Source organism: Mesorhizobium sp. WSM4821 (genome assembly GCF_055901555.1).
Genome location: NZ_CM148371.1, coordinates 2,394,152 through 2,418,118, shown reverse-complemented (window position 1 = coordinate 2,418,118; position 23,967 = coordinate 2,394,152). Strand labels below are relative to the sequence as shown.

General features: G+C 62.8%; 18 protein-coding genes. 14 read left to right on the top strand and 4 right to left on the bottom strand.

Translation table 11 applies throughout. From position 1 onward, the window contains the following. Window positions 1-37: 37 nt before the first annotated feature. Window positions 38-1,897 (bottom strand): peptidoglycan L,D-endopeptidase MepK, encoded by a 1,860-nt coding sequence (mepK, locus tag AC0NID_RS11625; protein ID WP_473454755.1) that lies wholly within the window; start codon window positions 1,895-1,897, stop codon window positions 38-40. A gap of 380 nt (window positions 1,898-2,277) precedes the next feature. Further along, complete coding sequence (locus AC0NID_RS11620; RefSeq protein ID WP_473454756.1) at window positions 2,278-3,813, bottom strand: sigma-54-dependent transcriptional regulator; 1,536 nt, start codon at window positions 3,811-3,813, stop codon at window positions 2,278-2,280. A 194-nt stretch (window positions 3,814-4,007) separates the two neighbouring features. On the opposite strand from AC0NID_RS11620, the gene AC0NID_RS11615 reads away from it, so the two are divergent. From AC0NID_RS11615 to AC0NID_RS11565, 11 genes are all read left to right on the top strand, one after another. Continuing rightward, entirely contained in the window at window positions 4,008-5,849 is a 1,842-nt protein-coding gene (locus tag AC0NID_RS11615; protein ID WP_473454757.1) for a M3 family oligoendopeptidase, read from the top strand. A gap of 519 nt (window positions 5,850-6,368) precedes the next feature. Further along, window positions 6,369-7,151, top strand: coding sequence for a proton-conducting membrane transporter (locus AC0NID_RS11610; RefSeq protein WP_473454758.1), 783 nt, complete (start codon window positions 6,369-6,371; stop codon window positions 7,149-7,151). A 175-nt stretch (window positions 7,152-7,326) separates the two neighbouring features. Further along, the gene (locus tag AC0NID_RS11605; protein ID WP_473454759.1) at window positions 7,327-8,472 is read left to right on the top strand and encodes an aminodeoxychorismate synthase component I; all 1,146 of its coding nucleotides are present in this window, start codon (window positions 7,327-7,329) and stop codon (window positions 8,470-8,472) included. Further along, on the top strand, window positions 8,421-9,083 hold the full coding sequence (locus AC0NID_RS11600; protein WP_473454760.1) for an aminotransferase class IV family protein: 663 nt from the start codon (window positions 8,421-8,423) through the stop codon (window positions 9,081-9,083). The genes AC0NID_RS11605 and AC0NID_RS11600 overlap by 52 nt, the downstream gene beginning before the upstream one ends. A gap of 56 nt (window positions 9,084-9,139) precedes the next feature. Continuing rightward, the gene (locus AC0NID_RS11595) at window positions 9,140-10,075 is read left to right on the top strand and encodes a heme-dependent oxidative N-demethylase family protein (RefSeq protein ID WP_473454761.1); all 936 of its coding nucleotides are present in this window, start codon (window positions 9,140-9,142) and stop codon (window positions 10,073-10,075) included. Window positions 10,076-10,185: 110 nt separating this feature from the next. After that, the gene (locus tag AC0NID_RS11590; protein WP_473454762.1) at window positions 10,186-11,631 is read left to right on the top strand and encodes a homospermidine synthase; all 1,446 of its coding nucleotides are present in this window, start codon (window positions 10,186-10,188) and stop codon (window positions 11,629-11,631) included. A 96-nt stretch (window positions 11,632-11,727) separates the two neighbouring features. Further along, window positions 11,728-12,102, top strand: coding sequence for an outer membrane lipoprotein Omp10 (gene omp10 / locus AC0NID_RS11585; RefSeq protein WP_473454763.1), 375 nt, complete (start codon window positions 11,728-11,730; stop codon window positions 12,100-12,102). 287 nt (window positions 12,103-12,389) lie between these two features. Next, window positions 12,390-14,435 (top strand): 5'-nucleotidase C-terminal domain-containing protein, encoded by a 2,046-nt coding sequence (locus AC0NID_RS11580; RefSeq protein WP_473454764.1) that lies wholly within the window; start codon window positions 12,390-12,392, stop codon window positions 14,433-14,435. Window positions 14,436-14,563: 128 nt separating this feature from the next. After that, window positions 14,564-15,616, top strand: coding sequence for a ferrochelatase (hemH, locus tag AC0NID_RS11575; protein ID WP_473454765.1), 1,053 nt, complete (start codon window positions 14,564-14,566; stop codon window positions 15,614-15,616). Between the two features lie 214 nt (window positions 15,617-15,830). Beyond that, the gene (locus AC0NID_RS11570; RefSeq protein WP_473454766.1) at window positions 15,831-16,775 is read left to right on the top strand and encodes an SPFH domain-containing protein; all 945 of its coding nucleotides are present in this window, start codon (window positions 15,831-15,833) and stop codon (window positions 16,773-16,775) included. A 10-nt stretch (window positions 16,776-16,785) separates the two neighbouring features. Continuing rightward, window positions 16,786-17,250: an NfeD family protein gene (locus tag AC0NID_RS11565; protein WP_473454767.1), complete on the top strand. Its 465-nt coding sequence runs from the start codon at window positions 16,786-16,788 to the stop codon at window positions 17,248-17,250. A 54-nt stretch (window positions 17,251-17,304) separates the two neighbouring features. Here AC0NID_RS11565 and AC0NID_RS11560 read toward each other — a convergent pair whose 3' ends face one another. Continuing rightward, on the bottom strand, window positions 17,305-18,306 hold the full coding sequence (locus tag AC0NID_RS11560) for a KpsF/GutQ family sugar-phosphate isomerase (protein ID WP_473454768.1): 1,002 nt from the start codon (window positions 18,304-18,306) through the stop codon (window positions 17,305-17,307). 151 nt (window positions 18,307-18,457) lie between these two features. Between AC0NID_RS11560 and AC0NID_RS11555 the strand changes: the two genes are divergently transcribed. Next, the gene (locus tag AC0NID_RS11555) at window positions 18,458-20,200 is read left to right on the top strand and encodes an outer membrane beta-barrel protein (protein WP_473454769.1); all 1,743 of its coding nucleotides are present in this window, start codon (window positions 18,458-18,460) and stop codon (window positions 20,198-20,200) included. Window positions 20,201-20,316: 116 nt separating this feature from the next. Here AC0NID_RS11555 and galU read toward each other — a convergent pair whose 3' ends face one another. Next, window positions 20,317-21,231 (bottom strand): UTP--glucose-1-phosphate uridylyltransferase GalU, encoded by a 915-nt coding sequence (gene galU, locus AC0NID_RS11550; RefSeq protein ID WP_473454852.1) that lies wholly within the window; start codon window positions 21,229-21,231, stop codon window positions 20,317-20,319. Window positions 21,232-21,433: 202 nt separating this feature from the next. Here galU and AC0NID_RS11545 point away from each other — a divergent pair, with 202 nt between their 5' ends. Further along, the gene (locus tag AC0NID_RS11545; protein WP_473454770.1) at window positions 21,434-22,660 is read left to right on the top strand and encodes a lytic murein transglycosylase; all 1,227 of its coding nucleotides are present in this window, start codon (window positions 21,434-21,436) and stop codon (window positions 22,658-22,660) included. Between the two features lie 49 nt (window positions 22,661-22,709). Next, entirely contained in the window at window positions 22,710-23,930 is a 1,221-nt protein-coding gene (locus AC0NID_RS11540; protein WP_473454771.1) for an SGNH/GDSL hydrolase family protein, read from the top strand. Window positions 23,931-23,967 lie beyond the last annotated feature (37 nt).

Sequence of the window (23,967 nt, the reverse complement as noted above, 5' to 3'; positions counted from 1 at the left end):
GTTACCCGGCGAGGCTTTGTATTGCTCGATCGATCCGCTATTTGGTCTGGAAGCGGGCGACCGACAGGAACTTTACGGCCTTGCCGGTGAACCGGTTGGCGTCGGCCGACTGATCGTCAGGCTGGAAGCCCGCGGTATAGACCTCGCTCGGCGGCGTGTGCACGATGTTGTAGGCATAACGCGGCGCCGTCGTCGCGCTGGAGACGGTGACGACCTTCTCGCCGCTGTTCAGCGCCCACCGCGCAGCCTGCGGCTCGGCAGGGACCACCACGGCCTTGGGACCGGGCTTCAGATCACGCGCGGTTGCCCTGGCTTCCTTGCGGGTGGTCTTCACACCCGCCCCGATCGCTGCCGCCGGATCGGAGCCGGCCGGGCGGGCAAAGACAGCCTTGCGCGGCGATGCGGCATAGACGTTCGCGGGGTCGATGGAGACCGAGCTCGGCTGGGAGAGCGAAGCGACCTGATATCCGTCGGTTGCGCTGACCCGCTCGAGGACGGCTTTGACCGCGTCGGGCTGGATCTGGTCAGTCGGCGTCAGTTCAGGCCGCGCCGACGGTAGCACCGAGAATGCATCGGTAGCGGTCTTGTCATGCCCGGCCGTATCAGCCAGCGCCAAAAGCACATCCTTGTCCTGCGGCGCAAGGTCGGCCGCTGCAATGTCGGCCGGCAGCGAGTGATCGGGACGCCAGGTCGGCAACGGAATACTGGTGGCGGCAACCTGCGTCGGACCGGCAGCGGCGGACGGGTCGGCCATGCCGAAGGGAGCGCCTGCCGGCGCTTGCGCGGTCGCCACAGCCTGTTCGGTGGTGGCGGTGGCATCCGCCATCCCGAACGGAACGTTTTCGGGCGGCTGGGCGCCGACATCGGTCTTCGGACGGGGGGCGAAATCAGGCACCGGAACGCTGCGCGCCGGCAGCGCGGCGATGATCGTTTCGGGCGTGTCCTCCTCCGGTTCCGGAGCAGGTGCATCAGCGATTTGCGCAATCTCGGCGCGCTTCGCATCCTGAGGCGACACGATGGCAATGCCCGGGAGCTGGCTGCCCTTGGCGGCCGGCGTCGGTTTCGCGCTCGCCAGCTTCACGTTCGCCGGCTTCACGTTGGTTGGCTTCGGTGCTGGCGCGGCTGCCACATCGGCGCTGTCGTCCGCCTCGTCTTCGCCGCCGCCGAAGAAAGCCGCCAACAGACCGCCGGATTTCTTGGACCCGCCACCTGCGCTGGCCAGTTCGATGGCGGGAGTGCCGGCGCCCTTGCGCGCCTTGTAGGAGGCGAGCGCCTGCGAATAGCCGGGCAGCGGCTTGCCGTCGCTCGGCACATGCAGCGTCTTGCCATCGGGGAACACGCGCGCCAATTCCCGGCGGCTGATACCGGGCCAGTGGCGCACATTGCCGACATCCATGTGGACGAAGGGCGAGCCGGACGAAGGATAGTAACCGACGCCACCGCCCTGCATCTTGAGGCCGATGTCGCGCAGTTTCTTCAGCGGCACGCCGGGAATGTAGAAGTCCATGGCTTTGCCGAGCATATGCTGGCTTTTCTTGGCGACGCCCCTGCTGCGGCCGCGCAGCATCGAGTTCGTTGACGGCGAGCGATAACCGCACACGACCTGGATATAGTCTCTGGAGCCGCTCTGCCGGTAAGCCTCCCACACCAGGTCCAGCAGGCGCGGATCCATCTTGGTCGGCTCGTTGCGGCGCCAGTCGCGCAGCAAGACATTGATCTTTTTCAGACCCGCCTGGTCGTAGCGGCCGCCGCGCTTGAAGACGATCTCCGCCTTCTCCTTCGTGTGGAGGTTATAGAGTTTCAGTGAGCGCGACTGGGCGCTGGCGCCGCTAGCAGCCGCCGCAAGGAAGCCAAAGGCGAGAATCACCGCTGCCAGCCATCTCGGCCAGACGCTCATGTGATAATGCCGCACGTCTTTGTGTCGTTCGACTTTGTTCAAATCAAAAGGCCTTGCAGGCTGCCGTTTGTCCCCGGATTTGACCAAACGGATGCGGTGGTGTTCACACCCGAATATCGATCCTAATGGTTAATCATCGCTTATTGAAGCCGAAATGCGGTAACACCGTGGCGATATCCCGTCAAAAATATTACGCAGGGTTTCTTGGTAAACTGCTGGTTTAGATCATGTTTCGGCCTTTGCCCGCAACACGATCTGTTACCGGACGCCTCAATGCGTGAACACTGCCGCAAATGCCTCGCCCCGGCACGCGTCATGTGCCGCCGATGACTGTCAACTGTCCTGACGCCAGACTGGTAGGATGGTTGGACCTTGCATCGTCAGGAAGCGAGCCGGTCGACCCGGCCTGTTTCCGGGTCGATGCCATACTCCTTGAGCTTTCTGTAGAGCGTGGAGCGGCCGATGCCGAGGCGGCGGGCAACTTCGCTCATCTGGCCGTTGTAATGGTTGATGGCGAGCTCGATCATTTCGAGTTCGACATCGGCCAGGGCGCGTACATTGCCGCGTTCGTCGAGCGCCCGCAGCGTACCGAAGCGCGGCTGCGGCCTGACCGGCGGATCGAGCTCGGTCGCAGGGCTGGTGTTGTCGGCCGGCGCATCTTCGCCAGGCGGTTCGATGGCCAAAGGCGAGGCGGGCAACGCCCCATGCGCATTGAGGTTGACGGTGCCCTCGACCTGCGCCCGGATTTGCGGAAACTCCTCCTCGGTCAGCACGTCGCCTTCGCAAAGCACCGAGGCCCGGAAAACGGCGTTTTCCAGCTGCCGGATGTTTCCCGGCCAATCATAGGCCTTCAGCATGGCGAGCGCCGCGGCCGAAATGCCGTGCAGACGGTGACGCGGATCGGTGGGCGCGACCTTCTCCATGAAATGCTCGACCAGATACGGAATATCGTCGCGACGATCGCGCAGCGGCGGCACGAAGATCGGATAGACATTCAGCCGGTAGAACAGATCCTCGCGGAACTTGCCGTCCTTGACCTGCTGCAGAAGGTTGCGGTGTGTCGCCGATATCAGCCTGATATCGACCCTGATGGTCGAACGTCCACCGACTGGATCGACCTCACCGTCCTGCACGGCGCGCAACAGCTTGACCTGCACGTCGAGCGGCAGGTCGCCGATCTCGTCGAGAAAGAGCGTGCCCGAATGCGCCTCGACGAATTTGCCGGCGTGTTTTTCGGTGGCGCCGGTGAACGAGCCCTTCTCGTGGCCGAACAGGATCGATTCGACCAGATTGTCGGGGATCGCGCCGCAATTGACGGTGACGAACGGCTTTGAGCGGCGGTCCCCGCTGCCCTGGATGGCGCGCGCCACCAACTCCTTGCCGACACCGGACTCGCCTTCGATGAGGATCGGGATGTTGGACGCGGCCGCCTTCTGACCGAGGCGGATCACCCGATCCATCGCCGGGCTGTGCGTGATCATGTCCTTGAAAGTCAGATTGCCGCCGCGACGCCGCGACGTGCGCTTCACTTCGCCCTCGACCGCCTCGACTTTGAGCGCATTGACGATCGATGCCTGCAGCCTGTCGGGAGAGGCCGGCTTGACGACGAAATCGAAGGCGCCATGACGCATGGCCGAAACGACGGTCTCGATGCCACCCTGCGCGGTCTGCACGATCACCGGAATATGGATGCCGCGCTCGCGCATCGCCTTCAGCACGCCGATGCCGTCGAGGCCCGGCATGACGAGGTCGAGGATGATCACCGAGACGTCGCTCGCTTTAGGCCCGTCGAGAACGTCAAGGCCGGCCTCGCCGCTATCCGCGACGATCGCGTTGTGGCCGAATTTCGTCACCGCCGCCTCTAGCAGCCTGCGCTGCACGGGATCGTCATCGACTATGAGTATGGAACCTGTCATGACTGGTTCAACGATGCCCGCCCCTTTGGCCGCCTTGGGAAACCCGCTCTATGGATCATCTTGGCACAGGGTTCTAAATAAGGTTTCAAAAAACCCGGTGAACGAATTCCTTAGCATTTGACCGGCCTCTCATTCCCCTCGAATTTTGGCCCCTCGAATCTTGGCCCTCGAATCTGGTTCTGGAAGATATGGCGATGCGCATGGTTCTTGGTCGGCAGCTTGCGGCGGCGACATCGTCCGGTCAGGGCGCGGCGGAGCTTGGCAACCTTCCGGAATGGAACCTCGCCGATCTCTATGCGGGAATGGACGCCCCTGAGTTGAAGCGCGACATCGCCAAGGCGGCGGCCGATGCCATCAGTTTCGAGAACCGCTGGAAAGGCACGCTCGCCGCCGAGGCGGCGCGCGGCGACGGCGGCAGGCTGGGCGAGGCGCTTGCCGCCTATGAGGCGCTGGAAGAACTGATCGGCCGGATCGTCTCCTATGCCGGGCTGGTCTATGCCGGCAACACGACGGATCCGCAGCGCGCCAAGCTTTATGGCGACATTCAGGAGAAGATGACCGACGCCAGCGCGCATCTTCTTTTCTTCGCGCTGGAACTGAACCTCATCGACGATGCCGCGATCGACACCGCGCTTGCTGCCGATCTCGCCTTCGCCCACTACCGGCCCTGGGTGCTCGATCTGCGCAAGGACAAACCGTACCAGCTCGAGGACCGGGTCGAGCAGCTTTTCCACGAGAAGTCTATTACCGGACGCGGCGCCTGGAACCGCCTGTTCGACGAGACGATGACCGATCTGCGCTTCGACATCGATGGCGAGGAACTGACCCTTGAGCCGGCGCTGAACCGCCTCCAGCACGCCGATGGCGAGATCCGCCGCCGGGCCTCCGAAGCGCTGGCTGCAACCTTCCGCAAGAATCTGCGCACCTTCACCCTGATCACCAACACGCTGGCCAAGGACAAGGAGATTTCCGACCGCTGGCGCGGCTTCGAGGACATCGCCGATTCGCGCCATCTCGCCAATCGCGTCGAGCGCAGCGTGGTGGATGCGTTGGCCACGGCCGTTCGTGACGCCTATCCGCGCCTGTCGCACCGCTACTACCAGATGAAGGCACGCTGGCTCGGCATGGAGGTGATGAACCACTGGGACCGCAATGCGCCGTTGCCAGAGACCCCGCAAGCGATCATCGGTTGGGACGAGGCCAGGAACACGGTGCTGTCCGCCTATCGGCGCTTTTCGCCTGACATGGCGGAAATCGCCCAGGTTTTCTTCGACCGCAACTGGATCGATGCGCCTGTCAGGCCCGGCAAGTCGCCGGGCGCCTTCGCGCATCCGACCGTGCCGTCGGCGCATCCCTATGTGCTGCTCAACTACATGGGCAAGCCGCGCGACGTAATGACGCTGGCGCACGAGCTTGGCCATGGCGTGCATCAGGTCCTTGCCGCAGGCCAGGGTGCTTTGATGGCCTCGACGCCGCTGACGCTGGCCGAGACGGCATCCGTCTTCGGCGAGATGCTGACCTTCCGCTCGCTGCTGGACCAGACCAGCGACAAGCGCGAGCGCAAGGCCATGCTCGCCCAGAAGGTCGAGGACATGATCAACACGGTCGTGCGCCAGATCGCCTTCTACGAATTCGAACGCAAGGTGCATGCCGAGCGCAAGAACGGTGAGTTGACATCCGACAAGCTTGGCCAGTTCTGGCTCGAGGTGCAGGCGGAAAGCCTCGGGCCGGCGATCAAGCTGCGCGAGGGTTACGAGGTCTTCTGGACCTATATTCCACACTTCATCCATTCACCCTTCTACGTCTACGCCTATGCTTTTGGCGACTGCCTGGTGAATTCGCTCTATGCGGTCTATCAGAATGCCGAGCGCGGCTTTCAGGAGAAATATTTTGGCATGCTGCGCGCCGGCGGCACCAAACATCATTCCGAACTCCTGGCGCCCTTCGGCCTTGACGCCACCGACCCTGCCTTCTGGCAGATCGGGCTTGGCGTGATCGGCGGCCTGATCGACGAGCTCGAAGCGCTGGACGATTGACGCGCGGTGCTGAACATCCGGTGCTGGCAGAACAGTTTAGCCGCAATGCACATTGGGACCATTATATCCTCACCCAAATATTGTTCTTGAATAACTCTCCCTGGAATTTTTCCGTTAGCTTTCCGGAAGCTGTATGGTAGCGTCCCGCCTCAGAGACCTTTTCGAAATTCGCTCTGGCGAGTATATGGTGGTGGTTTCGAGAACCGGCGCGCAGCGGACATTTGGGTCCGTGAGCACCGGAAGCGCAGAAAACGCCATCAGATGGCCGCCAGGGTGGAGTTTCCAAACGGTCTCTCAAGTTCAGTCGGGCGTGCGGCTCAGGCCAGGGGAAAAATCTCAGGCCGGTCACGACACTTCGGCGAATGCGACAGCGGCCGTTGGCCATGGCAGGGAAAGCCGATCGCCGACAGCTCGATTTAAGCCGGCTGTTCCGCAAGTAGCGGAGCCACCATTGAATGGTCCTTGTGCCAAGGTCACCTCCTCCAGGCCACGGCGGATGGATCGGACTGGAGAGAGAAAATGGGCACTTTTTTCTACATGCTCCTGGCGTTCCTTGTAGGTGTGTTGGTTGGCTGGTTCATCTGGGGACGCGTACGTGGCGATCTCGACAGCCTGCGCGGTGACTTGGACCGCACGCGCGGCGAGCGCGACAGGCTGCGCGCCGACGCCGACCGCCTGACCGGTGAGCTGGACGTATGCCGCGGCGCCCGCGCCGACCTGGAGCGCCAGCTGACCGAGGCACAAGGCGCCAAGGCCGGTGCGACAAAGGCAGCAATCCCGGCACCGTCGGCATTGATGTCGACATCGGCGCCTGCCAAGACCGCGCCGGCCAAGACCGGGTCGGGCAAGACTGGATCGGGCAAGACTGGGTCGGGCAAGGCCACACCGGCCAAGACCGCGCCCAAGAAACCAGCGGCCGCCACGGCGGCAGCCGCGCCAAAGGCAAGTGCATCGAAAACGGCTGCGTCGAAAACGAGCGCCACAGCCGGGAAGGCCGCGCCGGCGGCAAAGAAAGCCGCCACAAAGGCAACAGCGGCGGCAGCTGATAAAGCCGACAGCCTGCGTCGCTTGATCGGCATCGGCCCGGTCAACGAGCGGAAGCTGCACGGCCTTGGAGTCAGAACTTACGCGCAGATCGCTGCCTGGACGGCGGCGGATATCAAGCGGATCGAAGACGTTCTCGAGTTCGACGGCCGCATCGAGCGTGAACGCTGGATCGAGCAGGCAAAACTGCTTGCCGCCGGCGACGAGAAGGAATTCGCGCGCCGCTTCCCGACCGCGGGGACCACGAGCAACACCTGAATTGCTTGCCGGCATCGAGCACATGATACAGGCTGGCGGCGCCCTCGAGGTGCCGCCAGTTTGCTTTTGGACCAAGGCTGCCTTTGCGTCTTGAGGCGCCGCTCTCTCGATTGCGCGCGATCGAGCCCCCATATAGAGCGATAGCTGGCGCCATTGATCGCAGCATCCGAGTCCCATGTCCCTGCCCTCTGCAATTTTCCGGAATGATGAGCGCGCGCATCAGCTCGTTTTCGACCGTCCGGCCGGCATCGTCGTGGCGCATGAGGCGGAGGATTTCCTGCCGGCGCTGGAAATCGCGCAGGCCGCGCATGACGCCGGCAAATGGCTGGCCGGATATTTCTCCTACGAAGCCGGCTACCTGCTCGAGCCGAAGCTCGTTCCGCTGCTACCGAGCGGACGCCGCGCCCCGCTTGTCTGCCTGGGCATCTTCGACGCGCCTGCCGAACAGGCGGTCGTGCGCGGCAACGCGCCGGCGACCAATGGCCCGATTTTCGACGCAAGGGCTGCCTGGTCTTCGGAAGATTACGCAAAACGCTTTGCGCGCCTCCACAATCACATTCGCAAGGGTGATTGCTATCAGGGCAATCTGACCTTTCCGATTCATGCGCGATGGTCGGGCGATCCGCTGGCCGCCTTCGACGCGCTGACCGATCGCCAACCGGTGAAATACGGTGCGCTGATCGCTCTCGGCGATCCGGTCGTTTTGTCGCGTTCGCCGGAACTGTTCTTCGAGATCGATGCCGAAGGCATGATCGAAACCCATCCGATGAAGGGCACCGCCCCGCGCGGCGCGACCAAGGCTGAGGACGAGCGGCTGAAGGCATTCTTGCTCAACGATGAGAAGAACCAGGCCGAGAACCGGATGATCGTCGATCTCCTGCGCAACGACATCTCGCTGATCACCGAGGTCGGCACGCTGGAGGTGCCGGAGCTTTTCCGCATCGAGAGCTACCCGACCGTCCACCAGATGGTGAGCCGCGTGCGGGCCAGACTTTTGCCCGACCTCAGCATCCGCCAGATCTTTGCAGCGCTATTTCCATGCGGATCGATCACCGGCGCCCCGAAAATCCGCGCCATGGAAATCCTGCACGATCTGGAAACGACGCCGCGAGACGTCTATTGCGGCGCCATCGGCTGGATCGCGCCCGGCGGTACGATGCGCTTTTCGGTGGCAATCCGCACCATCTCGCTCTTTTCCAGTGGCAAGGCGGTCTACAATGTCGGTGGCGGCGTCGTCTTCGATTCGACGGCCGAGGAGGAGTATCAGGAGTGCCTGCTGAAAGCGCGCTACGCGACGGGAACACCGCCGATTTCGAGCTGATCGAAACCATGCGCTGGCAGCCGGGCCAAGGCTTCCTCCGTTTCGACCGCCATTTGGCACGCCTTTATGGCTCGGCAGAGGAACTGGGTTTTGCCTGCGATCCTCAGAAGGTCGGCGAGGCGCTCAGAAACGCCGTCGACCGGCCCGATATCGTCTTGCGCACACGCCTCGTCCTGTCGCGCAGCGGCAAGGTGACGGCCACGGCGTTGCCTTATGAGCCGCACGCAGCCGACAAGGTGTGGAGGCTGCAGCTGGCGCGGGTGCGGCTCGATTCGAGCGACACGCTGCTGCGCCACAAGACGAGCCGCCGGGACATCTATCAGCGGGCGCGAGCCGAATATCTGATCAGCCGGGCCGACGAGGTGATGCTGGCCAACGAGCGTGGCGAAATCTGTGAGGGCACGATCACCAATCTCTTCGCCGATTTCGGCGACGGCGCGCTGGCCACGCCGCGGCTCGATTGCGGCCTGCTGCCTGGCGTATTGCGCGGCGAATTGCTGAATGAAGGCCGCGCCCGCGAAGCCATCTACACCTTGGACGATCTGAAGTCGGCCAAAGCCTTGTTCGTCGGCAATTCCCTGCGCGGATTGATCCCGGCACGGCTGGGCTGAAACGCACCGAAGAGGCACTGGACGATAGTCGCCGGAGAGTGGACCATTAGACAAACATGCGTTCCCGACAGCCGATCCACACGCCCTATGACGGCTCATCAAAACCCTTCGCCATCGGGCTGAAGCCGCTCGACGTCGACGAATGGATCGAGGTCGACGAGCATCTGCTGACCTATCTCGCCGAGAAACGGCGGCTCTATGCGGAAATCCCCGACAGGATCTTCGTCGAGGAGGACGGCACGCGTGAGGCCCAGCGCGAGGTGCTCGATCTGCTCGGCGCGCACCTTGTGGCGAAATTTCCCGAAACCTACCGGCCTGCCTGTGCAGGGATCGAGGTGACCGGCGCCAAAGACAGAATTGATGGTACTGCCGGCGGGTTCAACGATGCCCCGCTTGTCGCCGCCTCATTGCTTATCCAAGAGGATCTGATCCTGATGCGCCGCGACGAAAGCGGCTGGCGTCTTGTCGCCGGCTCACTGTGCTTTCCCTCGTCGTGGTCGCTGATCGAAAAATTCGGCAGGCCGCTGCAGGAGATTCATGCGCCGGTGCCGGGCTTCGGCCCAGGCACGCGCCCGACCGACCTCATCAACCGCCTGTTCGACGGTCTCCAGGGCCAGGCCGTCGAGCGCTACAATTGGTCGATCCAGTCGGGCGACGCGCTCTACCATCCGCTCTCGGACCTTGAGCGCATTGACCGCGCCACCAACCGCCCCTCCAGATTTCCAGACGGCGACATCGACGCCCAAGCGTTCATCCGCGTCGAACGGCAGACGCTGAGGAAACTTCCCATCTCGCGTGACATCCTGTTCACGATCCGTGTCCATCTCGACCCGCTCAATGTGTTGGCGCGCCATCCCGAGCGGGCAATGCTGGCCACGTCTTTCGCCCAACAATTGCTGGCGCTCGACCTTGCCCAGCTCGACTACAAGGGCATGACATCAGACCGTGATCGACTGGTCGCCTTCCTTAACCAAATGGCCAACGCAGCGTAGCCGCGGTTGGCGCTTTTCGCTGGTTTGTGACAATGATCTGTGGTTGTAGCGCTTGGCCGTCCGGCGAGACGGCCCGGCTTTTCAGCCTGTTTGAAGGAGTAATCGATAAAATGGCGAATGAAACCTGGCCCGTATACGGCGAGATCACCGGCCCTGTCGTGATGATCGGCTTCGGTTCGATCGGACGGGGAACGCTGCCGCTGATCGAGCGCCATTTCAAGTTCGACAAGTCGCGCATGACGGTCATCGATCCACGCGATATAGACCGCAAGCTGCTCGACGAGGAAGGCATCACCTTCATGCAGGATGCGGTGACCAGGAAGAACTACAAGAAACTTTTGACGCCGCTGCTGACCAAAGGTGGCGGCCAGGGCTTTTGCGTCAACCTGTCGGTCGACACCGGCTCAGTGGATTTGATGCGGCTCTGTCGCAAGCTGGGCGTGCTTTACATCGACACCGTCGTCGAGCCATGGCTCGGCTTCTATTTCGACGCCAAGGCCGACAATGCCAGCCGCACCAATTACGCGCTGCGCGAAGCCATGATCGAAGAAAAGCACGCGCACCCCGCCGGCACGACCGCAATCTCCACCTGCGGCGCCAATCCAGGCATGGTCTCGTGGTTCGTCAAGCAGGCGCTGGTCAATCTCGCCACCGACCTCGGGCTGGAGTTTTCCGAACCGGCCCAGCACGATCGCGAAGGCTGGGCCAAGCTGATGAAGAAGGCCGGCGTCAAGGGCATCCACATCGCCGAGCGCGACACACAGCGCACCAAGAAGCCGAAGCCGATGGACGTGTTCTGGAACACCTGGTCGGTCGAAGGCTTCATCTCGGAGGGCCTGCAGCCGGCCGAGCTCGGCTGGGGCACGCATGAGACCTGGATGCCGAAGAACGCCAAGAAGCACAAGCATGGTTCGAAGGCCGCGATCTTTCTGGAGCAGCCAGGCGCCAACACGCGTGTGCGCACCTGGTGCCCGACGCCTGGACCGCAATACGGCTTCCTGGTGACGCACAACGAGTCGATTTCGATCTCCGACTTTTTCACCCTGCGCGGCAAGAAGGGCAAGGTTCAATATCGCCCGACCTGCCACTACGCCTACCATCCCTGCAACGACGCCGTGCTGTCGCTGCACGAGATGTTCGGCGCCGCCGGCAAGGCGCAATCCGTGCATCACGTGCTCGATGAGAACGAACTGGTCGACGGTGTCGACGAACTCGGCGTGCTGCTCTACGGCCATGACAAGAACGCCTATTGGTACGGCTCTCAGCTATCGCTGGCAGAGGCGCGCAAGCTGGCGCCGTATCAGAACGCGACCGGCATGCAGGTCACGTCTGCAGTGCTGGCGGGCATGGTCTGGGCACTGGAAAATCCCGAGGCCGGCATCGTCGAGGCCGACGAGATGGACTACAGGCGCTGCCTGGAAGTGCAATCTCCCTATCTCGGGCCGGTCAAGGGCCACTACACCGACTGGACGCCCCTCGATAACCGCCCTGGTCTGTTCCCGGAAGACCTCGACAAAAACGACCCATGGCAATTCCGCAACATCCTCGTCCGATAGTGCAACATCCCCGCGCGACCGTTATATCTCGCTGTCTTGCAATCACCCGGAAATCGGGCGATTGAAGAGGGGCGGACCGATAAGAGGATTTTGATGATGACGATTGCGCGCAAATTGCTTTCGGCCGGCTTTGCCGCGACCACTGCCGTCGTCCTGGCGGCGTGCACCACCGCCGGCCCGGGCGGGCCGCCAGTGGCCACGCGGAACGCGGTCGAAGGCTCGTGGATCGACGCGCAAGGCACGGGCCTGTCGACCTTCGCTGCCGGCAGCTTCAACACCGTCGCCACCGACACCGGCCAGAAACTTTCCGACGGCAGCTATACCATGACCGGCGCTACTTCGGTCGAGATCCACGGCACCTCGCTGATCCGCCAGACGCCGATCAGCTTCAACTGCCTGCTGGTATCCACCAGCCAGCTCAACTGCACCAGCGCGAGCGGGCAGAACTTTGTCCTGACGCGACGCACCTGAGCCGATACTGAACCGGCTTGCAAGGCACGGCGGCGGGGGGGGGCCGCCGTGCCTTTTTGCTCCGGCAAGCTGACCCCGATTCCGCTTGCATGAGCCGACACGCGATGTGAGCATGGACAAAAAGCTGGCTGTTATGCTCCAGTCAAGCAGAGGGGTTAAACACCTCTGTGCATGCCTCCGAAAATCGGAATCGATTTTCGCTGGGGATCATGCGCAAAATCAAGATTGGCACAGCGTCCTTGCGCGTCCCAATGCATGGCGCTGTACTCTGGTTCGGGGAGACGAAGATGAAGAAGATCGCCGCCATTGCCGCCCTGTCGGCGTCCGCGCTTGGCCTGTCGGCCGGCGTGTCCTTTGCCGACTACACGCTGAACATCCTACACATCAACGACTGGCACAGTCGCATCGAAAGCAACAACAAATATGAATCGACCTGCTCGGCCGAAGAGGAGACCAAGGGCGAGTGCATCGGCGGCGCGGCGCGGCTGATCACGGCGATCGACCAGGAGCGCAAGAAGCTGGAAGGCCAGAACGTGCTTCTGCTTAGCGCCGGCGACAATTTCCAGGGTTCGCTGTTCTACACGACCTACAAGGGCAAGACCGAAGGCGAATTCCTCAACCAGATGAAATTCGATGCCATGGAACTCGGCAATCACGAGTTCGACGATGGCGAGGCGGCGCTGGCGCCGTTCCTGGACATGATCCAGTTTCCGGTGCTCGGCGCCAATGTGAAGGCCGACGCGCAATCCAAGCTCGGCGACCGCGTGAAACCGTCGATCGTTGTCGAGGTCGGGGGCCAGAAGATCGGCATCGTCGGCGCGGTCACCAACGACACGCCGGAGCTCGCCTCGCCAGGCCCCAATGTCAAGATCGAGGACGACGTCAAGTCGATCACAGCCGAGGTCGAGAGGCTGAAGGGAGAGGGCGTCAACAAGATCATCGCAGTCACCCATATCGGCTACAAGCGCGAGCGCGACGTCATCGCCAGGATCCCGGGTGTCGACGTGGTGGTCGGCGGCCACAGCCATTCGCTGCTGTCCAACACCGACCCCAAGGCGGAAGGCCCCTACCCGACGATGGTCGACAATCCGGACGGCTACAAAGTGCCGGTCGTACAGGCGGCGTCCTATTCGAAATATCTCGGCGAGTTCAAGGTCGTGTTCGATGACGACGGCGTCGTCAAGCAAGCCAGCGGCGACCCGATCTATCTCGACAAGTCGATCACCCCGGATCCTGGCGTGCTTGCCCGGATCAAGGAGCTCGGCGCACCGATCGAGGCGTTGAAGAACAAGGAAGTCGCCGAAGCCACCAAGACGATCGACGGCAGCCGCGAGAATTGCCGCACACGCGAGTGCGAGATGGGCAATCTCGTCTCGGATGCCGTCCTTGATCGCGTCAAGGGTCAGGGTGTCGAGATCGTCATCTCGAATGGCGGCGGGCTGCGCGCCTCGATCGACCAGGGCACTATCACCATGGGCGAGGTGCTGACCGTACTGCCGTTCCAGAACACGGTGGCCACCTTCCAGATTTCCGGCAAAGATCTGGTTGCTGGGCTTGAGAACGGTCTTAGCCAGATCGAGGACGGCGCGGGACGCTTTCCGCAGGTTGCCGGCCTGAAATACGCATTCGACAGATCGGTTGCCCCTAATGCCGGGCGCGTCAAGTCGGTCGAGGTCATGGAAGGCGGTGCGTGGACCCCCATCGATCCGGACAAGGATTACCTGGTCGCCACAAACAACTATGTGCGCCAGGGTGGCGACGGCTACAATATCTTCGCCGAGAAGGCCAGGAACGCCTATGATTACGGTCCGGGGCTTGAACAGGTGGTCGCCGATTATCTCGGCGCGCATCGGCCTTATACGCCGAAGCTCGATGGCCGCATAACCGAGATCGCCGCGCCGGAACCGGCCCAGGAACCGGCAAAGCCGACCGAGGCTGCGCCCGCTCCGGCCGAGCCGGCAAAACCGGCCGAGACGGCCCCAGCCGCAACTGCGGAGCCGGCGATGCCTGAACTGCCGACGGGTTCGGGCGACATCGCCACAACGCCGCCGACCGTGCCGGCGGAACCCGCCCCGGCAACACCGGCACCTGCCGAGCCCGCAAAACCAGCCGAGGCTGCGCCTGCGGCCACAGAACCGGCTGAACCCGCCGAGGCGACGACGCCAGCCGGAAGCAGCCACGTGGTCGTTGCCGGCGACACCTATTGGGATCTGGCGGAAAAGGCCTACGGCGATGGCGCCAAGTGGAAAATGATCTCCGACGCCAACAAGGATTATAAGCCACGCCGGCTGCCCATCGGCGCAGCCTTGACCATACCGCCCGCCGCGAATTAGTCCGACAGCCGGAATTTGGAAGCACCCGCCCGAGAAACGGACGGGTGCGGCTTTTTCAAGGTGCGGCCAGACGCTACATTGAAAACAGGCGCGGTATCGCTAGTTTCGCCGGTGTCCGGAGAACCGCTATGACCCTCGATCCCAAAGCCGCGAAGGCCCTCGGCCCGCTGCCGGCAGGACAGCCGCCGGTCGGGGCGGGCAGGATCGGCGTCATGCTGATCAATCTCGGCACGCCCGACGGCACCGAATTCAAGCCGATGTGGCGCTATCTCAGGGAATTCCTATCCGATCCGCGCGTCATCGAGCTCAACAAGGCGATCTGGTATCCAATCCTCTATGGGCTGGTTCTCACCACGCGGCCGAAGAAGTCCGGCGCCAACTATGCCAGGATATGGAACCGGCAGCGCAACGAGTCGCCGCTGCGCACCTACACCCGCACCCAGGGCGAAAAGCTGACCGAGGCGCTGCGCGACCTGCCCGATGTCGTCGTCGACTGGGCGATGCGTTACGGCAATCCGTCGACCGAGAGCGTGGCCAGGGGGCTAGTCGCGCAAGGCTGCGACCGCATTCTCTCTTTTCCGCTCTATCCGCAATTTTCCGCGACCACGACCGCGACCGCCAACGACCAGTTGTTTCGCGCGCTGATGAAGATGCGCCGCGCCCCGGCGATCCGCAGCGTGCCGCCCTATTATGCCGAACCGGTTTATATCGAGGCGCTTGCACGTTCGATCGAGCGCCACCTGGCGACCCTCGATTTCGAACCGGAGGTGGTCATCGCCTCCTATCACGGCATTCCGAAACCCTATTCCGACAAGGGCGACCCCTACCAGGCCCATTGCCTGGAGACGACCCGGCTGCTGCGCCAAAAGCTCAGCTGGGACGAGAAGAAGCTGATCACCACGTTCCAGTCGCGCTTCGGGGCGCAGGAGTGGCTGCAGCCCTACACCGACAAGACGGTCGAGAAACTGGCCGGAGAAGGCGTGAGATCGATCGCCATCGTCAATCCGGGCTTTTCTGTCGACTGCATCGAGACGCTGGACGAGATCGGCAGGGAGGCGGCCGAGACCTTCCATCATGCCGGCGGCGAGAAGTTCGCGCACATCCCTTGCCTCAACGACAGTGCCGAGGGCATGGCGGTGATCGAGGCGATGGTGCGGCGCGAACTCTCGGGCTGGATCTGAGGCGGACCCGCGAACGGCACTGCTCCCATCAAGCGCCGCTGGCCCGGCTGTCTATGCACGACAATCCACAATCACCTGATTGTAACATTTCTGAAACACACTTAAGTGTTTGGTGAAGTCGGTTGCGTTGAAACGTCTACCGCATCGGCCCGAAAGTCGAAATCGATTTTCGGGCCCGTCGCTCCAATGTGGCCGGCATCTGAGGGAGAGCCAAATGGATTTCAGTGGTTTCGATATCGCGCTTGTTGTTCTTGCCGCTCTTGTCGTGCTCGTGCTTTTCAAGGGCATCCGGACGATCCCGCAAGGCTACAATCATACCGTCGAACGCTTTGGCCGTTACACCAGGACATTGAGCCCCGGCCTCAACCTCATCGTGCCGTTCGTCGACCGCATCGGCGCCCGGTTGAACATGATGGAGCAGGTACTCGACGTACCGACCCAGGAGATCATCACCCGCGACAACGCCACCGTCGGCGTCGACGGTGTCGCCTTCTACCAGGTGCTCAACGCCGCGCAGGCCGCCTACCAGGTCGCCGGCCTCGAGAACGCCATCCTCAATTTGACGATGACCAACATCCGCACCGTGATGGGCTCGATGGACCTCGACGAGCTTTTGTCGAACCGCGACGCCATCAACGAGCGTCTGCTGCGCGTCGTCGACGAGGCGGCGCATCCCTGGGGCATCAAGATCACCCGCGTCGAGATCAAGGACATCAACCCGCCGGCCAATCTCGTCGAATCGATGGGTCGCCAGATGATGGCCGAACGCAACAAGCGGGCGCAGATCCTCGACGCCGAAGGCCTCAAGCAGTCGCAGATACTGGAAGCCGAAGGCCGCAAGGAAGCCGCCTTCCGCGACGCCGAGGCGCGCGAACGCTCCGCCGAGGCCGAGGCCCGCGCCACGCAGGTGGTGTCGGAGGCGATTTCCAAGGGCGACGTGCAGGCGCTCAACTACTTCGTCGCGCTGAAATACACCGAAGCGCTCACCAGGATCGGCTCCGCCACGAACAGCAAGGTCGTGCTGATGCCGATGGAAGCTTCATCACTGATCGGCACGCTCGGGGGCATCGGCGAGATCGCCAAGGAAGTCTTCGGGAGCGAAGGCACTGCCGCGCGGCAGGCCTCACGCCCGCCCGTGGTTCGCCCCAGCCAGACCTGAGGCCGACCCCATGTTCGACCGCGTCATTTCCGAACTCGGCCCTTGGACATGGATGGTTCTCGGCTTCGTTCTCCTCGTCATGGAGGTCATCGCGCCGGGTATCTTCATGCTGTGGATCGGCATCGCCGCGCTGCTGATCGGTGCAGTCTCCCTGCTCATCTGGGACGCTGGTTTCTGGACCTGGCAGGTTCAGGTTCTCGCCTTCCTCGCGATGTCGCTGGTTTCAACCTATGTCGGCAAGAGATTGGCGGGTGGACGCCATGACCCGACCGACCAGCCACTGCTCAACCGCCGCGGCGCACAAATGATCGGCAGGATGGCAACGCTTGCCGAGCCGATCAAGGACGGGCGCGGCCGTATAAAGCTCGGCGACACGATATGGCGCGTCTCCGGCCCCGATCTGCCGGCCGGCACGCAGGTGCGCGTCACGAGCGCGGCCGATACCGATCTTGAACTGACGGTCGAGGCGGTTTAGGACCGGTCCACCCATCCTGGCGGGGGTGACTTTTCAAACAGAACCTGAGGTTCGTCAGGCCGCGCCGATCCTCAGCAGGTCGTGCAGATGAACAAGTCCGATCGGCCGTCTACCCTCGACCACCATCAGGCTGGTGATGGCTGAAGTGTTGATCGTCTGCAGCGCCGTCGCCACCAGCGTGTCCGGCCCCGCCGTCTTCGGCTCCTTGGTCATGACCTGATCGACGCTCATCGCCAGAAGATTGCTGCCGATGTGGCGCCTGATGTCGCCGTCGGTGATGATGCCGATCAGCGCACCGTCCGCGGCGGTGATCGCCACGCAGCCAAACCCCTTGCGCGACAATTCGAGGATCGCCTCGCGCATTCCGGTGCCGGAAGGCACCAGCGGCAGCCTGTCGCCGACATGCATGATGTCGCGGATCTGGGTCAGATTGGCGCCAAGCTGCCCGCCCGGATGGAAGGTGCGGAAATGATCCGGCGTGAAGCCGCGCGCTTCGAGCAGCGCGATGGCCAGCGCATCGCCGATCACCAGCTGCAGCAGCGTCGATGTCGTCGGCGCCAGGCCATGCGGGCAGGCCTCCGGCGCGCGCGGCAGCAAAAGCACCACATCGGCCTCGCGCGCCAGCGCCGATTTCTCCCCGGCGGTGACCGCGATCAGCGGGATCGAGAAGCGCCTGGAATAGGCGATGATGCCCTTGAGCTCCAAACTCTCGCCCGACCACGACATGGCGATGATGGCGTCGTCCCTGGCGATCATGCCGAGGTCGCCATGATTGGCTTCGGCAGGATGGACGAAGAAAGCCGGCGTGCCGGTTGAAGCGAGCGTCGCGGCGATCTTCGAGCCGATATGGCCGCTCTTGCCGACGCCGGTGACGATGAGGCGGCCCTTGATCTGCGACACCATGTCGACGGCGCGCGCGAAAGGCTCGGTCAATCCGTTTTCGAGCGCCGCCGCCAGCGCCGCGATACCGGCCTGCTCGGTCGCTACCGTTCTGAGCGCCGAGGCGATCGAAGCTTGCCCGTCGGGCCGCTTCCTGTCTGGGGATTCCGCATGCATGGCTGATGCGATTAGCGCTTTGGCGCGCGCCTGTCCAACGGAATTGCCACCCGGCAAGGGCCGATGAGCGACCGCCTCAACCCTCCGTTAACCATCCCCATTTACGGTTCGGTAAGTATGGCGCGCGTGCGCCGCGCAAGCAGTGGTGGCGATGTCCGGGGCCCAGCCTGAATGGAACAGAAGACGAAACGGCAAGGCGGTCTGCGCCTTGCTGCTGGCGACCAGCGTCTTCGCCCTGCTGCGGCCAGCCCATGCCCACGCCCAGGTAACCGAGCTGCGCGGCGAGGTTTCGGAATCGGCAATTCTGGACGACCAGCTGCGTAAGACCAGGCAATTGAGCATGGCCCAGGATCAGACCGCACAGGCAGGCGCAACCACCCAGGGCAATGTGCCGGCACCCACCTATCAGCCGGCCAGCCCGGGCGCCGGACTGGATGACGACACGTCGCCCGCGACCGGAAGCATCTTCGACCCGCCGGAAGCCGCCGACGATCCGTTCGCCGACACCCCCGCTCCCGTCCCGCGGCGCCGGCCAGCGAGCGCGAGGCAACGCGCGGCCGATCAAGACGAGGCCGAGGCCGCCGAGGCAAAAGGCGCCGCCACGACTTTGGTCACGACGGATGACAGGGACACCGCCGAAACGGACCAGGACGCCACCAATCGTCGTGCCGTGACCATCGATTCCGCCGACAGGCAGGAGCTCGATCCGGGCGCCGAGCGTACCGAAGCCATCGAAGGTCGGGACAAAAGGACCGAGGACGACCCGTTCGCCGCCACCGGCGTCAAACTGGGCTCCTTCGTGATCAGGCCGACGCTGGAGCAAGGTCTGACGGCGACGTCGAACGCCGATATAAGCAGCGAGGGCAAGCCTGCCCTGCTGTCGGAAACGACGCTGCGCTTCAACGCCGTCTCCGACTGGCCAGAAAATTCGGCTGTCATCGACGGTTACGGCACCTTTCTCAAGACCATATCGGGCGACGAGATTCAGGAGGCGCGGGGCCGTGTCGAGGGCACGCTCAATGTCGACCTCGACAACGATCTGCGTGCCATCGCCAAGCTCGGTTACGAAGCGGCGCCGGAATCGGCTTCGTCGCCGGTCGTCATCGAAGGCACCGCCGAGCAGCCTGTGCGCCAGACCATCAACGGCAGCCTCGCCGTCGAAAAGGATGCCGGCAAGATGCGCTTTGCGCTGACCGGCGCGGTCGCACGCGACATTTACGGCGACGCCGAGCTTTCGACGGGCGGATCGCTGTCGCAGAAGGATCGCGACTCGACGCTCAATACCGCCACCTTGCGCACTGGCTACGAGATTTCTCCCGCTATCACCCCCTTTACCGAGGTCGAAATCGGCCGCCGGGTCTATGATTTGCGTGTCGACTCCAATGGTTTCGAACGATCCTCGACGCGGCTTGGCGTTCGAGCCGGCGCCGAACTCGACCTCGGCGAGAAGCTTGCCGGCGAATTCTCGGCCGGCTGGCTGCGGGAGGCGATCAACGACGACCGACTGCCGGCGATTTCAGGCGCCACGGTGAACGCCGACCTCAAATGGTCGCCGGAACGCGGCACCACGATCGGCCTCACCGCACAGACGACCGTCGAGGGCACGACGACCGCTGGACAAAGCGGCGACATCCTTTATTCCACCCGCCTCACCGGCGAACGGGAAATTCGCGCCAATCTGACCGGGAACGCGGCTTTGGGCGTGGACTGGCGCGATTACATCGGGTCCGACGGCCATGATCTGACGCTGAGCGCCGAGGCCGGGCTGACATGGTGGCTGAACCGGTATGCCGGACTGATCACGCGCGCCAGAACCGAAAAACAGACCAGCAATCTCGAGGGCCGCGACTACACGGCACACAGCATCTTCGTCGGGTTGACGCTGCAGCGGTAAAGCAAGCCGTTGAAGGCTTGGGTGCGGGACAATCGCTTCAGATTGTATTCGCCTCTCGCCCTGTTGTCAGGCTGTATGACTGAGATCTGGCCGCCGTCCCCTGAACAGAATAGATCCTAAACCGCCGCACCCTGCTGCTCCGAAGGCTGGAGCTCGTCGAGAAGCTTGCGGATGACGCCCGCCATGTTCCCGTTCACGTCCTTGCGCCACAGCGCGAAAGCGACATTGGCCTCGACAAAGCCTTCCGGAGAGCCGCAATCGAACGTGCGTCCGCGGTAATTGTAGCCATAGAACGGCTTCTGCTGCATCAGTTTCAGCATCGCATCGGTGAGCTGGATTTCGTTGCCAGCACCCTTTTCCTGGTCCTCGAGAATTTTGAATATCTGCGGCTGCAGGATGTAGCGTCCGTTGATGTAAAGATTGGAGGGTGCAGTGCCGGTCTTCGGCTTCTCCACCATGCCGGTGATGCGGAAGCCGTGATGGATATCTTCGCCGCGGCCGACGATGCCGTATTTGTGGGCCTCGGCGGGGTCGCATTCCTGGACCGAGATGATGTTGTTGCCAGTCTCGGCATAGAGCTCGACCATGCCCTTCATGCAGCTTTTCTCCGACTGCATGATCATGTCGGGCAAAAGCAGCGCGAAGGGCTCGTCGCCGACGAGCTCGCGGGCACACCAGACTGCATGACCAAGGCCAAGCGGCACCTGCTGACGCGTGAAGCTGGTCTGCCCCGGCGAGGGTTGCAGCCGTTGCAGGCGAGCGAGCTCGTCGTCCTTGCCGCGCTGGGCAAGCGTGTCATAGAGCTCGAACTGGACGTCGAAATGGTCCTCGATGACCGCTTTGTTGCGGCCGGTTACGAAAATGAAGTGCTCGATGCCGGCTTCGCGTGCCTCGTCGACCACGTATTGGATGACCGGCCTGTCGACGACGGTCAACATTTCCTTGGGTATGGCCTTGGTGGCCGGGAGAAACCGCGTGCCAAGACCGGCAACAGGGAAAACTGCCTTGCGAACTCTCTTCATGCTGTCAATTATCCGCTTGTAAGCTTGTTCGGCAATCCCGCTACGAGACATTTTCGTGCCGGAATCGAGGATTATGGAACGGCAGGTCAGAAACTTCCGTAGTGCGTAAAGCGCCAAAGCGTCTTTTCGTTCCCAACGGCACCTATGGTAAACCAAATGCTAACCGGGTTCGGCGATGAATGATCTTCCTGTGATCAAGAAGGAGGAAACGATGTCCGTTCGCAATGCCGCAAAGCGCTTCACAAGCGTCGTTGCGGCCGCCAGCCTTTCGCTCGCATTGCTGATGCCCGCCGGACCTGCTTTTGCCGACGCCGGTTTCCGGCAATGGGTGGCGAGCTTCCGCGCCACCGCGGTGCAGAACGGCGTGTCCGGCGCCGTTTACGACCGGGCATTCCAAGGCATTAGCGATGCCGATCCGGTGGTGCTGGAAAAGGCGCGTTATCAACCCGAATTCACAGCGCCCGCCTGGGACTATTTCGACAACCGCGTCCATGACGAGTCGGTCGCCGTCGGCCGGCAGATGGCCAGGAAGTGGAAGCCGTGGCTGGATAGGATCGAAGCCAAATACGGCGTCGACCGCTACATCCTGCTGGCCATCTGGTCAATGGAATCGAACTACGGCGAAATCCTCAAGCGCGACGACGTCATGCGCAACGTCGTGCGTTCGCTGGCAACACTTGGCTATGCCGATCCGAGACGATCGAAATTCGCCCGCACCCAGTTGATCGCGGCGCTGAAGATCCTGCAAAGGGGCGACATCGACAAGAGCCACCTCAGCGGCTCATGGGCCGGCGCCATGGGCCATACCCAATTCATTCCCACCAGCTATCAGGCTTATGCGGTCGACATGGACGGCGACGGCAGGCGCGACATCTGGAATTCGATTCCCGATGCGTTGGCAACGGCCGCCAATCTGCTCAGAAAGAACGGCTGGCAGGCCGGCAAGACCTGGGGCTATGAGGTCAGCCTTCCCGAGGGCAGGAAGTTTCCGGCCGGTTCGAAGTCACTGTCGCAATGGCAAGCGTTGGGCGTCACGCGCGTCAACGGCAAGCCGTTCAAGAATGGTGCGGAGAAGGCCACGCTGAAGGTGCCGGGCGGCCGCGGCGGCCCAGCCTTCCTGATGATCAAGAATTTCTCGGTCATCAAGCGCTACAACAATGCCGACAAATACGCGCTTGCCGTTGGCCTTCTTGCCGACGAAATCGCCGGCTACGGTGGCCTTGTGCAGGACTGGAAGCGTCCTTTCACGAAGCTCACCTTCGAGGAGAGGCAGGAGCTTCAGCAGCGGCTTTCCCAGTACGGCTACTATGACGGCAAGTTCGACGGCAAGATCGGCGAGGGATCGAAAGCCGCCATCAAGGCCTTCCAGGCGAAGGCCGGCTTGACCCAGGACGGACATCCGAGCATGGAAGTGCTCAAATCGCTCAGGCAGAATTAGAGCCGTCATAGTGGCTGGCCCTGAGCCGCTCAAGGGATGGAGAGGGAGATTGGTTTCGGCTGTGCGTATCCGGGTGATCCTTCGCCGCGTGCCGATCCTGATTCTGGCCGTTGCCGTTTTGGCCGTCAGCACTGCCGCCGCCTTTCACACGCCGGCCGTGGCGCAGGAAGAACAAAGGCGGGGCTGGTCGCTGCGGGACCTGTTGTTTCCGCGCCGATACGAGCGGGTGGAGCCGCCGCGAGAGATCCTAAGGGCCAGGCCGCCGAAGGCAAAGGCAAGAAAGTCGCGCGCCGCGCCGGGCCGGCCGGCTGAGCCGACAACCCTGATAGTCGAGAAGGCGCCGGACGCCCGAACCGTCCTGGTGGTCGGCGATTTCATGGCGAGCGGCCTCGCCGAAGGTCTGGATGTCGCTTTTGCCGAAAGCACCAGCGTGCGGATCGTCGCTCGCAGCAACGGTTCGTCCGGTTTCGTGCGTGACGATTTCTACAACTGGCCCGAAGAGATCAAGTCGCTGATCGAGGCCGAAAAACCCGCGGCCGTGATCGTCATGCTGGGCTCCAACGATCGGCAGCAAATGCGCGTGAACGACGAGCGCGAACAGCCGCGATCCGAAGCCTGGACCAAGGAATACGAACGCCGAACCGAAGCGTTCGGCAAAGCCATTGCATCGGCCAAAGTGCCGTATCTGTGGGTCGGCATGCCGGCATTCAAGGCGCCGAAGATGACCTCCGACATGCTGGCTTTCAACGACATCTACCGCTCGGCGGCTGAAACGCATGGCGGCGAATTCGTCGACATCTGGGACGGGTTCGTCGACGAGGACGGCGCCTTCGTCACCAGCGGGCCTGATATCAACGGCCAGCCGGTGCGCCTGCGCACCGACGACGGCATCTACGTATCGAAAGCCGGCAAACGCAAACTCGCCTTCTATGCCGAAAAACCGTTGCTGAAAATCTTGGGAATAACTGCGCCCACGGGCACGCCGGCCGCCTATGCCCCAGCGGGCGCTCCCGTCGAGGCGCCGGCCGCGCCCATTGCCGTCGATCGCACCGTACCGATGCTGCTCAGCGATCCGGCGCTCGATGGCGGTTTGGAGCTCCTCGGCGCCGCCCCGCCGGCAAAGGCGGTCAAGAATTTGCCCGGCGAAAAGCTCATCGTCGAGGGCAAGGCATCAGATGCATCGCCCGGCCGCGCCGACGATTTTTCCTTACCGCCCAAACCGCAACCTGCGGCAGCCGCAACCAAAGCGACCACCGCAATCAATCCTTAGGCCTGGCTGCCCACGTCTGGCACCGGAAGGCAGAAAG